Below are 12,816 nucleotides of genomic sequence, written 5' to 3' on the forward strand. Positions count from 1 at the left end.
CCTTTCGCGGGCAAGCCCGCTCCCACAGGATATTCACCCGCCTCAGATGGGGTGCAGTACCTGTGGGAGCGGGCTTGCCCGCGAAGAGGCCGGCACTGACAAACGAGGACGTCATGCCCGAACGCACCCCGCTGGACCCCGTCACCGCCCGCTGGATCCCCTGGGTCGTGGCCATCGCTTTCTTCATGCAGTCCCTGGACGGCACCATTCTCAACACCGCGCTGCCGGCCATGGCCCGCTCGCTGGAAGAGGACCCGCTGCGCATGCAAGGCGTGATCATCGCCTACATGCTCACCGTGGCCTTGCTGATTCCCGCCTCCGGCTGGATCGCCGACCGCTTTGGCACCAAACGCATCTTCTTCAGCGCAATCCTGTTGTTCAGCTTCGGCTCGCTGTTGTGCGCCGCCGCCAACAGCCTGGGCTTTCTGATCCTGGCACGCGTCGTTCAAGGCCTGGGCGGTGCGCTGATGCTGCCGGTCGGGCGGCTGGTGGTGCTGCGCGCCTACCCCCGCACCGAGCTGGTGCGGATCATGAGCTTCATCACCATCCCCGGCCTGCTCGGCCCCCTGCTCGGCCCAACGGTCGGTGGCTGGCTGGTGGAAATCCTCAGCTGGCACTGGATCTTCCTGCTCAACCTGCCGGTCGGTGCCATCGGCTGTTATGCCGTGTGGAAGTTCATCCCTGACCTGCGCGGCGCCGAGCGCACCAGCTTCGATGGCCCGGGCTTCCTCTTGTTCGGCGCGGCGATGGTGCTGATCACCATCGCCATGGAAGGCCTGGGCGAGTTGCACTTGCCGCACTTGCGGGTGATGTTGCTGCTGTTCGCTGGCATGGCCTGCCTGGCCGCCTACTGGCTACGGGCCGGGCGCGATCCCGAGCCGTTGTTCTCGCCCAGCCTGTTCCGCGTGCGCACCTTTGCCATCGGCATCCTCGGCAACCTGTTCGCGCGCCTGGGCAGCGGCGCCCTGCCCTTCCTCGTGCCCTTGCTGTTGCAGGTGGCATTGGGCTATTCACCAGCCCAGGCAGGCATGAGCATGATCCCGCTGGCTGCAGCGGCGATGCTGGCCAAGTCCATCGCCCGGCCGCTGATCGAGCGCTTCGGCTACCGCATCATCCTCACCGGCAATACCCTGCTGCTGGGCCTGCTGCTGGCCAGCCTCGGCCTGGTCGACGAGCAGACGCCCTACGCCGTGCTGCTGATACAGCTGGGCCTGCTCGGCGCCGTGAACTCCATGCAGTTCACGGCCATGAACACGGTGACCCTGATCGACCTCGACGATGCCAGCGCCAGCAGCGGCAACAGCCTGCTGTCGGTGGTCGCGCAACTGGCGCTGAGCCTGGGTGTGGCCTGCGCCGGGGCATTGCTGGGCGGCTTCACGGCAGCGGGCAGTGCCGAAGGGGTGGAAAGCACCTTGGGCGCCTTCCAGCTGACCTTCGTGACCATCGGCACCATGGCCATGCTGGCCGCAGCGATCTTCCTGCAACTGGCGCCGACAGACGGAAGGCGTGCCCGTCGTCCGGAACAACACATGGAGTCGTAGGGCGAATGGCCATGAGGCTGGTAGACTGTGCGGCATTTTTCGCTTCGCCACACAGGCCCGCCTCGTGACCACCGAATCCACCGCCTTTGCCACCCTGCCGCTGTCCGCCGCCATGCTGGCCAACCTGGACGCCCTCGGCTATGCCTCGATGACGCCGATCCAGGCCCAGAGCCTGCCGGTCATCCTCAAGGGCCAGGACCTGATCGCCCAGGCCAAGACCGGCAGCGGCAAGACCGCTGCGTTCGGCATCGGCCTGCTGAACCCGATCAACCCGCGCTACTTCGGTTGCCAGGCGCTGGTCCTGTGCCCGACCCGCGAACTCGCCGACCAGGTCGCCAAAGAGTTGCGCCGGCTGGCCCGCGCCGAAGACAACATCAAGATCCTGACCCTCTGCGGCGGCGTTTCGCTCGGCCCGCAGATCGCGTCGCTGGAGCATGGTGCGCACATCATCGTCGGCACCCCGGGGCGCATCCAGCAGCACCTGGACAAAGGCACCCTGGTCCTCGACGGGCTCAATACGCTGATCCTCGACGAAGCCGACCGCATGCTCGACATGGGCTTTTTCGACGCCATCGCCAGCATCATCGGCAAGACCCCGGCCCGCCGCCAGACCCTGCTGTTCTCGGCCACCTACCCGTCCGGCATCAAGCAGCTTGCCGCAGACTTCATGCGCAACCCGCAGCAGGTCAAGGTCGAAAGCCTGCACACCGACAACCAGATCGAACAACGCTTCATTGAAATCGACGCGCAACAGCGCCTCGAAGCGGTGACCCGCGTGCTCGGCCACTATCGCCCGCAATCGTGCGTGGCGTTCTGCTTCACCAAGCAGCAGTGCGAAGACGTGGTCGCCCACCTCACGGCCAAAGGCATCGTCGCCCAAGCCCTGCACGGTGACCTCGAACAGCGCGACCGCGACCAAGTGCTGGCCATGTTCGCCAACCGCAGCAGCTCGGTGCTGGTGGCGACCGACGTGGCCGCGCGCGGCCTGGACATCGACGGCCTGGACATGGTGCTCAACGTCGAGCTGGCGCGTGACGCCGAGATCCACGTGCACCGTGTCGGCCGTACCGGCCGTGCCGGCGAGAAGGGCGTTGCGGTCAGCCTGGTGGCCCCGGCCGAAGGCCACCGCGCCCAGGCCATCGAAGCGCTGCAGAAGAGCCCGCTGCGCTGGGACCAGCTGGACAGCCTGAAAAATAAAGGTGGCGAGCCGCTGCTGCCGGTGATGAGCACCTTGTGCATCGCTGCCGGGCGCAAGGACAAACTGCGCCCGGGTGACATCCTCGGCGCATTGACCGGCGATGCCGGCATCCCGGGCAAGCAGGTGGGCAAGATCGCCATCTTCGATTTCCAGGCCTTCGTGGCAGTGGAACGGGCACTGGCCAAGCAGGCGATGCAGCGCCTGAACAGCGGCAAGATCAAGGGCCGCGCCCTGAAAGTCCGCATCATTTAAAAAACTTTTGGGGCCGCTTTGCGGCCCTTTCGCGACACAAGGCCGCTCCTACACGGGTTACGCGATCCCCTGTAGGAGCGGCCTTGTGTCGCGAAAGGGCTGCAAGGCAGCCCCAGCAATCTTCAAGAGGTAACCCGTGCACACCACCGACGTGATCATCCTCGGCGCCGGCGCCGCCGGCCTGATGTGCGCCCAGCTCAGCGCCCGCCGTGGCCGCCGGGTACTGCTGCTCGACCACGCCAACAAGCCAGGCAAGAAAATCCTCATGTCCGGCGGCGGGCGCTGCAACTTCACCAACATGTACACCGAGCCTGCCAACTTCCTTTCGCACAACGCGCACTTCTGCAAGTCGGCGCTGGCCCGCTACACCCAGTGGGACTTCATCGAGCTGGTGGCCAAGCATGGCGTGCCGTATCACGAGAAGAAGCTCGGGCAGCTGTTCTGCGACAACAAGGCCAGCGACATCCTCAACATGCTCCTGGCCGAGTGCGACGAGGCCGGTGCCGAGTTGCGCATGGACACCAGCATCTCGCACATCGAGAAAACCGAAAACGGCTACCTGCTGCAAACCAGTGCCGGGCAGTTCGCCTGCCAGTCGCTGGTGATCGCCACCGGCGGCCTGTCGATCCCGACCCTGGGTGCTACCGGTTTCGGCTACCAGGTGGCGCGCCAGTTCGGCCACACCCTGCTGCCGACCCGCGCCGGGCTGGTGCCCTTCACCATCACCGAGCCCCAACTCAAGGCACTGTGCACTGAACTGTCGGGCACCTCGCTGGACTGTACGGCCAGCTGCAACGGCACCAGTTTCCGCGAGAACCTGCTGTTTACCCACCGCGGCCTGAGCGGCCCGGCGATTCTGCAGATCTCCTCGTTCTGGGAGGCCGGCGACACGGTGGAGATCAACCTGCTGCCGGACCGCGATGCACTGACCTGGCTGCAACAGCAGCAGGCCGAGCGCGCCAACGCAGAACTGAAGACGGTGCTTGGCGAGGTGTTCACCCGCAAGCTGGCCAACCTGTTGGCCGAGCAGTGGTTCGAATCGAAGCCGATGAAGCAGTACACCCCGGCAGAACTGGCCCAGATCGCCGAAAAACTGGCAGCCTGGCAGGTGGTACCGGCTGGCACCGAGGGCTATCGCACCGCCGAAGTGACGCTGGGCGGCGTGGACACCCGCGAGGTGTCGTCCAAGACCATGGAGTCGCTCAAAGCCCCGGGGCTGTACTTCATTGGCGAGGTGCTGGATGTCACCGGCCACCTCGGCGGTTTCAATTTCCAGTGGGCATGGGCATCGGCTAACGCTGCGGCGCAGTTCGTGTAGAGTAGAATCCATTCAGCAGCACGGAACGCTTCTTGCTGGTCCGTGCGGCACTGTATTCATTCGATCACAGCCCAAGGCCATCATGTCATCGAGCTCGTTCCGTCAGTCACTGCGTCGCCTGTGGGGCCAAGACAAGTTCAGCTACAGCATCAGGGTTACGGTCGCCCTTACCGGCAGCATGGCCTTGTGCTGGTACCAGGATGAAATGGCCCTGCTGATCCCCTTGTTCCTGGGCATCATCGCCAGCGCCCTGGCCGAAACCGACGACAGCTGGCAAGGCCGGCTCAGCGCGCTGGCGGTAACCCTGGTGTGTTTTGCCATCGCCGCGCTGTCGGTCGAGTTACTCTTCCCTTACCCCTGGATCTTCGCCGGCGCCCTGGCCCTGGCAGCCTTTGGCCTGACCATGCTCGGTGCACTGGGCGAGCGCTACGGTGCGATCGCTTCAGCCACGCTGATTTTGTCGGTGTACACCATGATCGGCGTGGACCAACGCGGCGGCCAGGTGAATGACTTCTGGCACGAGCCGATGCTACTGGTGGCGGGCGCGGCCTGGTACGGCCTGCTGTCGGTGCTGTGGCAAGCGTTGTTCTCCAATCAGCCGGTGCAGCAAAGCCTGGCCAAACTGTTTTTCGAGCTGGGGCGCTACCTCAAGCTCAAGGCCAACCTGTTCGAACCGATCCGCAACCTCGACCTGGAGGCCCGCCGCCTGGAGCTGGCTCAGCAAAATGGCAAGGTGGTCGCGGCGCTCAACGCCGCCAAGGAAATCATCCTGCACCGGGTCGGCAACAGCCAGCCAAATTCCAAGGTCAGCCGTTACCTGAAGCTGTACTTTCTGGCCCAGGATATTCACGAGCGCGTCAGCGCCTCGCATTACCCGTACAACGCCCTGGCCGAAGCGTTCTTCCACAGCGACGTGATGTTCCGCTGCCAGCGCCTGCTGCGTCATCAAGGCTCCGCCTGCCAAGACCTGGCACGCTCGATCCGCTTGCGCCAGCCGTTCGTGCTCGACAGCCGGTTTGCCGACACCCTGGAAGACCTCAACGCCTCGCTGGAGCACTTGCGCAACCAGAACAACCCGGCCTGGCGTAGCCTGCTGCGGTCGTTGCGGGCATTGGCGGCGAACCTCGCCACCCTCGACCGCCTGCTGGGCGCCGCCAGCAACCCGGACAGCCTGGCCGATGCCAGTGACAGCAGCCTGCTCGACCGTTCGCCACGCTCGCTGAAGGATGTGTTGAGCCGCCTGCGCACCCAGCTCACGCCGACCTCGCTGCTGTTCCGCCACGCCCTGCGCCTGTCGCTGGCACTGTCGATCGGCTACGGCATGGTGCATTTGATTCACCCGACCCAGGGCTACTGGATCATCCTCACCACGCTATTCGTCTGCCAGCCCAACTATGGCGCAACCCGGCGCAAGCTGGTGCAGCGGGTGTTCGGCACGGCCATCGGTTTGACGGTCGGCTGGGCCCTGTTCGACCTGTTCCCCAGCCCGATCATCCAGTCGATGTTCGCCGTGGTCGCCGGGGTGGTGTTCTTCGTCAACCGCACCACCCGGTACACCTTGGCAACCGCAGCGATCACCTTGATGGTGCTGTTCTGCTTCAACCAGATCGGCGATGGCTACGGCCTGTTCCTGCCGCGCCTGTTCGATACCCTGGTGGGCAGCCTGATCGCCATTCTGGCGGTGTTCCTGTTCCTGCCCGACTGGCAAGGCCGGCGCTTGAACAAGGCGCTGGCCAACACCTTGGCCTGCGCCAGCGTGTACCTGCGCCAGATCATGCAGCAGTATGCCCACGGCAAACGAGACGACCTCGCCTACCGCCTGGCCCGCCGCAATGCCCACAACGCCGATGCGGCGCTGTCGACCACGCTGGCCAACATGCTCATGGAGCCGGGGCACTTCCGCAAGGAAGCGGACGTTGGCTTCCGTTTCCTGGTGTTGTCGCACACGCTGCTCAGCTACCTCTCCGGGCTTGGCGCGCACCGCGACACCGCCTTGCCGGCGGAGGTGCAGGAGCAGTTGATCGAGGGCGCGGGGCAAAGCCTGGCCAACAGCCTGGATGAAATCGCCAATGGCCTGGCGGCGCGGCTACCGGTGGCGATCCACAGTGATGCCGAAGAAGCGCTGGCCAACGACCTGGAGCAGATGCCGGAAGAGCTGGATGAGCACCAGCGGTTGGTGCAGACCCAGCTGGCACTGATTTGCAGGCAGTTGGGGCCATTGCGCACGTTGGCGGCGCACCTGGTCAAGGAAAGCGCGCCGGCCTAAATGCTATGTGACCTGTGGCGGCCTCTTCGCGGGTGAACCCGCTCCCACAGGGGGTGTGTATCGCTTGTGTGGGAGCGGGTTTACCCGCGAAGAGGCCAGCACGGCATTAGAGATCAAAAGCCATGCTGGCGTAACAAGCGCGCATAACTGCCATCAGCTTTCATCGCCGCAATCGCCTGTTCGAACCCTTCGACAATCTGCTGGTGTTGCGGGTGTTTCAGGCTGACCAGAATATGCAGGCTGTTCTGCGCCAGTGGCGGGTCGATCAGTTCCACACCCTCACGCACCGCCTGCGGCTCGCGCTGCAGGTTGTAACGGGCCACGTATTCATCTTCTACCGCCAGGTTCACCCGGCCTGCCGCCAACATGCGCACGGCTGACGAGAAGTTGCGCACAGGCACCTTGTGCAAGCGGGTGTCGCCGTCGAAATCGGGTGAGTAGGCATAGTCGCGCACCACGGCAATGCTGTACGGGTACAAATCGGCAGCATGCTGATAGTCAAACGCCTCACCCTTGCGCTTGAGCAAGCGGATGCGGTTAGTCAGGTAGGCGTCGGAAAACTGCCCGATGCGCGCACGCGCGTCGTTGCGCCAGGCATTGATCAGCACGTCGTAACGCCCTTCGCTGACGCCCATCAACGCCCGCGCCCAGGGCACTTCTTCGAACGCGCTGGGGTATCCGGCCCGGGCCAGCGCAGTGGTGACGATGCTGGTCGCCAAACCGCCGCCGGGCATGCTGGTGTCGGTAAACGGTGGCCAGTTGTCCGCCACAAGCCGCAGCTTGCCGTGACCCTGGGCGGGCGAGGCCAGCATCACTGCCAGCAACCCCAGAACACAAAGCAGTGGCCGCATGCTCAAGTCCTTTCGCAATGGAGGGCACACACTGTGTAGGCGGTCTTCACCACAACTGCCGCTGAGCGTACACAAAGCTGCAGCCGAAGGCAGCGGACAATAGTGTCATTTTGCCTCTATTTTGGCCGAAGGCTGCATGACACCGCCTGCAGCAATCAGCCACTCGTCGGTAGCCTTGGGATTTGCGATGATCGACGGATCATTCAAGGAGTTCCTGCCCATGTCCATCGACTGGCTTTGCAAGCACCACACTGATCTCGGCAAGGAGCAGCTCTATGCCATCCTGCAGTTGCGCACTGAAGTGTTCGTGGTCGAGCAACGTTGCAGCTACCAGGAAGTCGATGGCCAGGACCTGACCGGCGACACCCTGCACCTGATGGCCTGGCAAGACGACAAGCTGGTGGCTTACCTGCGCCTGCTCGACCCGCAATCCCAAGGGGGCGATGTGGTCATCGGCCGCGTGGTCACGTCACCTGCGGCGCGCGGGCTCAAGCTGGGGCATGCGTTGCTGCTCAAAGGGCTGGAGGCGGCCGAGCATTGCTGGCCGGGTACGCCGGTGTACCTGTCGGCACAGGCGCATCTGCAAGGGTTTTATGCCGGGCATGGGTTTAAGGCGGTGGGTGAGGAATACCTTGAAGATGACATTGCGCATATCGGTATGCGTAAAGGCTGAAAAAGCCAGGGGGCACTTTGCCCCCCGCATCACGGATACCCCAGCACTTCGCGGATCTGGCGCAAATGCCGAATGATCCACTGCTTGTCGATCGCGCCCCAGTCATGAATGCGGTAATGCCCGGCATGATTGCGCGCGCCTTCCTGCTGCTCGAACTCACAGACGATGTCCAGGTCGGCCAGGGCGGCGATGGTGTCCTGGGCCGTGCGGCGTGGCATGCCGGTGGCCTCCATCAGCGCCGGCACGCTGGTCGCGGTCTGGCTGTCGATCAGCCAGGCCACGTATAGGCGGCGGTAGAAGCTGCTCTTGGTCTTGCTCACTTCCATGCTGCGTGGTCCTTAACAGTTGCCCGGCAGCTCCCGATAGGTCAGGTAGACGCGCAGGTCGAATTCCAGTTGATGGTAGTCCGGCTCCATGTGCTGACAGAGCTGGTAAAACGCTTTGTTATGGTCGCGCTCACGCAGGTGCGCCAACTCGTGCACCACGATCATGCGCAAAAACTGCGGCGCGGCCTCCTTGAACAAAGCGGCGATGCGGATTTCCTTCTTCGCCTTGAGCTTGCCACCCTGCACCCGGGATACCGCCGTGTTCAGCCCCAACGCTCGGTGGGTCAGGTCCAGGCGGTTGTCGAACAGCACCTTGTCCAGGTTAGGCGCACTGCGCAGGTACTGCTGCCGCAACTCTTGGGCATAACCGTACAGCGCCTTGTCGCTCTGCACGTCATGGCGGTCCGGGTAACGGCGCTGCAGGTACTCGCCCAGGCGGTCGCTGTCGATCATCTGCCGCACCTGCTCTTGCAGGTGCGGCGGGTAGGCTTGCAGATAACGTAATACGGTCATGGCAGTGCATTCGGCGTGACGAAGGGCGATTCTAGCCAATCAGGGCCGAGGCCAGGAGAAAATCGCCGGGAAGCCGCTGGCATCCGCTGCGGTCATGGGGTGCGCCACCAGAAAACCCTGCACGTAGGCGCAACCGTTTGCCTTCAGCCACGCAGCCTGGGCCGGGGTTTCCACGCCTTCGGCGATCACTGTGATGCGGTAGTCGGCGCACAGGCCCACCACGCTGCGTACCAGCGCGGCGTCCACGGCAGAGTCCGGCAGGCGTGCCACCAGGTGGCGGTCCAGCTTCAGGGTATCGATCGGCAAGTCCCGCAGCATGCGCAACGAGCAGTCACCTGCGCCAAAATCATCCAGCGCCACCCGCACGCCCAGCTCACGCAGGCGGTGTATCTGCTTAACCGCCGCGTCGATGTTGTACATCAGCGACGTCTCCGCCACCTCGACTTCAAGCTGCGCGGGGTCAAGCTGGTAGTCCAGGATCACCCGCTGCAGCTCCTCGACCAGGCCCGGCATGACGAACTGGGCGCGGCTCAGGCTGATACCCAGCACCAAGTCGCGAGGGAAACGATCGCACCAGGCCTGGCGCTGCGCTGCCCCCTGGCGGTAGATCCAGCTGGCCAGGCGGTTGATCAGCCGGGCCTCTTCCAGCAAAGGTATGAACAGCCCTGGCGGCACATCGCCAACGCTGGGGTGCTGCCAGCGCAACAACGCCTCGAAACCGCGCAAGTGGCCATCGGCAAAACCCACCTGGGGTTGATACACCAGGCTGAAGTCCTGCTGTTCGATCGCTGCCCGTACACCGTCTTCAAGCATCAGCCGCGAACGTGCGCGGCCATTGAGCTCGTGGTCATAAAAGCGGTATTGCTGGCGGCCAGCCTGCTTGGCCGCGTACATCGCCGCATCGGCTGCGCGCAGCAGGCCCTCGACGGTGGCACCGCAGTCAGGGTAGGTGGCGATACCAATGCTGACCCCAAGGCACACATCCAGCCCTTCCACCTGCTGGCTGATAGCGATGCGCTCGAGCAAGCGCTCGGCGTAACGCCCGGCCTGCTCGGGGTAAGGCAAGCTGTCGAACAACGCCGTGAACTCATCACCGCCCATCCGTGCCAGCAGCGCCTCGCTGCCCAGGCAGTCCTTGATCTGCTCGGCAACCCAGCGCAGCACGCGATCACCCGCTTCATGGCCCAACGAGTCGTTGATCCGCTTGAAGCCATCCAGGTCCATGTACATCAGCGCCTGCGCCTTGTCCGAGCGCTCGTTGCGCAGCAGCACGCCCTCGGCGGCCTGGTAGAAGCCACGGCGGTTGAGCAGGCCGGTCAGCGGGTCGGTCACCGCCTGGTACTCGAGCTGTTGGTGCAGGTTGCGCACCACCGACATGTCCAGCACTGTCACCACCATCGCCTGCTGATCGGCCGGCAGGGGTGCACACGACAGCGCGACCGGTACCAGTTCGCCCCCCAGGGTGCGTAACTGGGCATCGTGCACGCGGAAAATCCGCCGCCCCAAGTAGGCCTGGTAGAAGTCCGACTCGTTCCACAGGTTGGCGTTGGCCATTTGCACAAGGTCAAGCAACTGGGCGCCCTGCAACTGCTCCACTGGCGCTGCCAGCAAGCGTGAAATGGCTGGGTTGGCGAAACTGATGGTGCCGGCGGCATCTACCACCAGAATCCCTTCGGCGGCGTTTTCCAGAATCGAAGCGTTGAACGCCCTGGCTGTTTCCAGCTCGCGGGTCAGTTGCTGCAACATGCGCCGGTTGCGTTGCTGATCGAGCAGGGCCTGGACCTTGGGCTTGAGAATCTGCGGGTCGAACGGCTTGAACATGTAGTCCACCGCGCCACTGGCGTACCCCTTCAGCACGGCGGCATCGGACTGTTCGTTAGCGGTAAGGAAGATGATCGGGGTCAGCCGCGTGCGCTGGCTGCCGCGCATCAGCCGGGCGACTTCGAAGCCGTCCATTTCTGGCATCTGTACGTCCAGCAAGACAAGGTCGACGTCGTGTTCGAGCAAGGCACTCAGGGCTTCCACCCCCGAACTTGCGGTCAATACTTGCCAATCCTGCCGGGCCAGCAACGCCCGCATACTGATGAGGTTCTCGAGGTAATCATCTACCACCAGAAGAACCGAGCTGCCACCATCCCGTGGCTGTGGTTGAAGGTGAGCGCCATCCATGCTGCTTCTCTATTGTGTGACCGACTTCAAATCACGATTGGATCCGATAAGTACTCTAGACCCGGGCCTGTAACTCGCAATGCAATCAGAACGCTATCAGTGCATAAACTGTACGGTAGCCGACTAACGGTTGCTCTGCCGTGAATACGGGTTATCGCAGGCATAAAAAAACCCGCATCTCTGCGGGTTTTTTCAGTACTACCAGCGCATCAATTGACCTTGGCGGCCAATTCACCTTTCAGGTAACGCTGGAACATGCCTTCCAGGGAGATCGGCTTGATCTTGGAGGCATTGCCGGCGGTGCCGAAGGCTTCGTAACGGGCGATGCACACGTCACGCATGGCTTTGACGGTTTCACCGAAGAACTTGCGCGGGTCGAACTCGCTTGGGTTCTGGGCCATCAGGCGACGCATGGCACCGGTGGAGGCCAGGCGCAGGTCGGTGTCGATGTTGACCTTGCGCACGCCGTGCTTGATGCCTTCGACGATTTCTTCAACCGGTACGCCGTAGGTTTCTTTGATGTCGCCGCCGTACTGGTTGATGATCGCCAGCCACTCTTGCGGTACCGAAGAGGAACCGTGCATCACCAGGTGGGTGTTAGGGATGCGTTTGTGGATTTCCTTGATACGGTCGATCGCCAGCACGTCACCGGTCGGTGGCTTGGTGAACTTGTAGGCGCCGTGGCTGGTGCCGATGGCGATGGCCAGGGCGTCGACCTGGGTCTTCTTGACGAAGTCGGCGGCTTCTTCCGGGTCGGTCAGCATTTGGCTGTGATCCAGCACGCCTTCAGCACCGATACCGTCTTCTTCACCGGCCATGCCGGTTTCCAGCGAACCCAGGCAGCCCAGCTCGCCTTCTACCGAAACGCCGCAGGCGTGCGCCATGGCAACGGTCTGCTGAGTAACGCGGACGTTGTACTCGTAGTCGGTTGGGGTTTTACCGTCTTCACCCAGCGAGCCGTCCATCATGACCGAGCTGAAGCCGAGCTGGATCGAGCGCTGGCACACGTCAGGGCTGGTGCCGTGGTCCTGGTGCATGCACACCGGGATGTGCGGGAACTCTTCGATCGCAGCCAGGATCAGGTGGCGCAGGAAGGGCGCACCGGCGTATTTACGGGCACCCGCCGAAGCCTGCACGATGACCGGAGAGTCGGTCTTGTCGGCGGCTTCCATGATTGCGCGCATTTGCTCGAGGTTGTTGACGTTGAAAGCTGGAACGCCGTAACCGAACTCGGCGGCGTGGTCCAGCATCTGGCGCATGCTAATGAGTGCCATTGTGTATCTCTCTCCCGACAAGCGTCGTTTGTTTCGTGCAAGCCTGCCGCAGGGGCGGTTGCTGTTCAAGTAGTGTGGGCCACCTGGGCGGCCCGGCCAGTCACGGTGCCTTGCAGCCCCGCCCTATCAGATCGTTGGTTGCCACCCAGTACACCAGGCCTTCTTCGCCTTTGGTGTGGAAGGCCAGCACGCCATCGCTGTACATCGCGCCCGACGCGCTCGGCTCGGATTTGAGCCGGTAGACCTGGTCGCCGCCGCCAAGGCGTACGTCGACCGAATCTTGTTGTGCATCCGCGAAGCGCCACAGCACTTCGGTCTGGGTGTCACAGACCCAACGGGTCCAGTTGTCTGCCGGGGCGGGTTGCGCCGGCTGCAGCAGTGAGCATCCTGCCAGTGTCGCCAGGGCCGCGATGGCCATAAGCGCTTTCATCTCAT

General features: G+C 63.5%; 11 protein-coding genes. 5 read left to right on the forward strand and 6 right to left on the reverse strand.

The genetic code is table 11. From position 1 onward, the window contains the following. Positions 1 to 113: 113 nt before the first annotated feature. The 4 genes from mdtD (at position 114) to yccS (ending at position 6,575) form a co-directional block, all read left to right on the forward strand. Positions 114 to 1,541, forward strand: coding sequence for a multidrug transporter subunit MdtD (gene mdtD / locus AC5PZ0_RS15220; protein ID WP_493855285.1), 1,428 nt, complete (start codon positions 114 to 116; stop codon positions 1,539 to 1,541). A 112-nt stretch (positions 1,542 to 1,653) separates the two neighbouring features. Further along, complete coding sequence (dbpA, locus tag AC5PZ0_RS15225) at positions 1,654 to 2,991, forward strand: ATP-dependent RNA helicase DbpA (RefSeq protein WP_238348789.1); 1,338 nt, start codon at positions 1,654 to 1,656, stop codon at positions 2,989 to 2,991. A gap of 136 nt (positions 2,992 to 3,127) precedes the next feature. Next, entirely contained in the window at positions 3,128 to 4,309 is a 1,182-nt protein-coding gene (locus AC5PZ0_RS15230) for a BaiN/RdsA family NAD(P)/FAD-dependent oxidoreductase (RefSeq protein ID WP_099455527.1), read from the forward strand. Positions 4,310 to 4,391: 82 nt separating this feature from the next. Further along, positions 4,392 to 6,575, forward strand: coding sequence for a YccS family putative transporter (gene yccS, locus AC5PZ0_RS15235; RefSeq protein WP_238215699.1), 2,184 nt, complete (start codon positions 4,392 to 4,394; stop codon positions 6,573 to 6,575). A gap of 113 nt (positions 6,576 to 6,688) precedes the next feature. Here yccS and AC5PZ0_RS15240 read toward each other — a convergent pair whose 3' ends face one another. Beyond that, positions 6,689 to 7,426: a substrate-binding periplasmic protein gene (locus AC5PZ0_RS15240; RefSeq protein ID WP_493855286.1), complete on the reverse strand. Its 738-nt coding sequence runs from the start codon at positions 7,424 to 7,426 to the stop codon at positions 6,689 to 6,691. Between the two features lie 220 nt (positions 7,427 to 7,646). Here AC5PZ0_RS15240 and AC5PZ0_RS15245 point away from each other — a divergent pair, with 220 nt between their 5' ends. Then, the gene (locus AC5PZ0_RS15245) at positions 7,647 to 8,099 is read left to right on the forward strand and encodes a GNAT family N-acetyltransferase (RefSeq protein ID WP_027592469.1); all 453 of its coding nucleotides are present in this window, start codon (positions 7,647 to 7,649) and stop codon (positions 8,097 to 8,099) included. A 29-nt stretch (positions 8,100 to 8,128) separates the two neighbouring features. Here AC5PZ0_RS15245 and AC5PZ0_RS15250 read toward each other — a convergent pair whose 3' ends face one another. The 5 genes from AC5PZ0_RS15250 to AC5PZ0_RS15270 form a co-directional block, all read right to left on the reverse strand. Then, positions 8,129 to 8,425, reverse strand: a complete 297-nt coding sequence (locus AC5PZ0_RS15250) for a winged helix-turn-helix domain-containing protein (protein WP_003249396.1) — start codon at positions 8,423 to 8,425, stop codon at positions 8,129 to 8,131. Between the two features lie 12 nt (positions 8,426 to 8,437). Then, positions 8,438 to 8,938: a M48 metallopeptidase family protein gene (locus tag AC5PZ0_RS15255; protein WP_027592468.1), complete on the reverse strand. Its 501-nt coding sequence runs from the start codon at positions 8,936 to 8,938 to the stop codon at positions 8,438 to 8,440. Between the two features lie 39 nt (positions 8,939 to 8,977). Next, positions 8,978 to 11,107 (reverse strand): putative bifunctional diguanylate cyclase/phosphodiesterase, encoded by a 2,130-nt coding sequence (locus AC5PZ0_RS15260; protein ID WP_493855287.1) that lies wholly within the window; start codon positions 11,105 to 11,107, stop codon positions 8,978 to 8,980. Positions 11,108 to 11,316: 209 nt separating this feature from the next. Continuing rightward, complete coding sequence (gene fba, locus AC5PZ0_RS15265; protein WP_008093958.1) at positions 11,317 to 12,381, reverse strand: class II fructose-bisphosphate aldolase; 1,065 nt, start codon at positions 12,379 to 12,381, stop codon at positions 11,317 to 11,319. 100 nt (positions 12,382 to 12,481) lie between these two features. Beyond that, positions 12,482 to 12,811: an MliC family protein gene (locus AC5PZ0_RS15270; protein ID WP_027592466.1), complete on the reverse strand. Its 330-nt coding sequence runs from the start codon at positions 12,809 to 12,811 to the stop codon at positions 12,482 to 12,484. Between the last annotated feature and the right edge of the window lie 5 nt (positions 12,812 to 12,816).

Source organism: Pseudomonas sp. 5.2, assembly GCF_059025405.1.

Excerpts from the sequence above, each read along its gene's own strand:
- AC5PZ0_RS15260 (WP_493855287.1), bottom strand. The coding sequence starts at position 11,107 with ATGGATGGCGCTCACCTTCAACCACAGCCACGGGATGGTGGCAGCTCG.
- dbpA (WP_238348789.1), top strand. The coding sequence starts at position 1,654 with ATGCTGGCCAACCTGGACGCCCTCGGCTATGCCTCGATGACGCCGATC.
- mdtD (WP_493855285.1), top strand. The coding sequence starts at position 114 with ATGCCCGAACGCACCCCGCTGGACCCCGTCACCGCCCGCTGGATCCCC.
- AC5PZ0_RS15240 (WP_493855286.1), bottom strand. The coding sequence starts at position 7,426 with ATGCGGCCACTGCTTTGTGTTCTGGGGTTGCTGGCAGTGATGCTGGCC.
- yccS (WP_238215699.1), top strand. The coding sequence starts at position 4,392 with ATGTCATCGAGCTCGTTCCGTCAGTCACTGCGTCGCCTGTGGGGCCAA.
- AC5PZ0_RS15255 (WP_027592468.1), bottom strand. The coding sequence starts at position 8,938 with ATGACCGTATTACGTTATCTGCAAGCCTACCCGCCGCACCTGCAAGAG.
- AC5PZ0_RS15250 (WP_003249396.1), bottom strand. The coding sequence starts at position 8,425 with ATGGAAGTGAGCAAGACCAAGAGCAGCTTCTACCGCCGCCTATACGTG.
- fba (WP_008093958.1), bottom strand. The coding sequence starts at position 12,381 with ATGGCACTCATTAGCATGCGCCAGATGCTGGACCACGCCGCCGAGTTC.
- AC5PZ0_RS15270 (WP_027592466.1), bottom strand. The coding sequence starts at position 12,811 with ATGAAAGCGCTTATGGCCATCGCGGCCCTGGCGACACTGGCAGGATGC.
- AC5PZ0_RS15245 (WP_027592469.1), top strand. The coding sequence starts at position 7,647 with ATGTCCATCGACTGGCTTTGCAAGCACCACACTGATCTCGGCAAGGAG.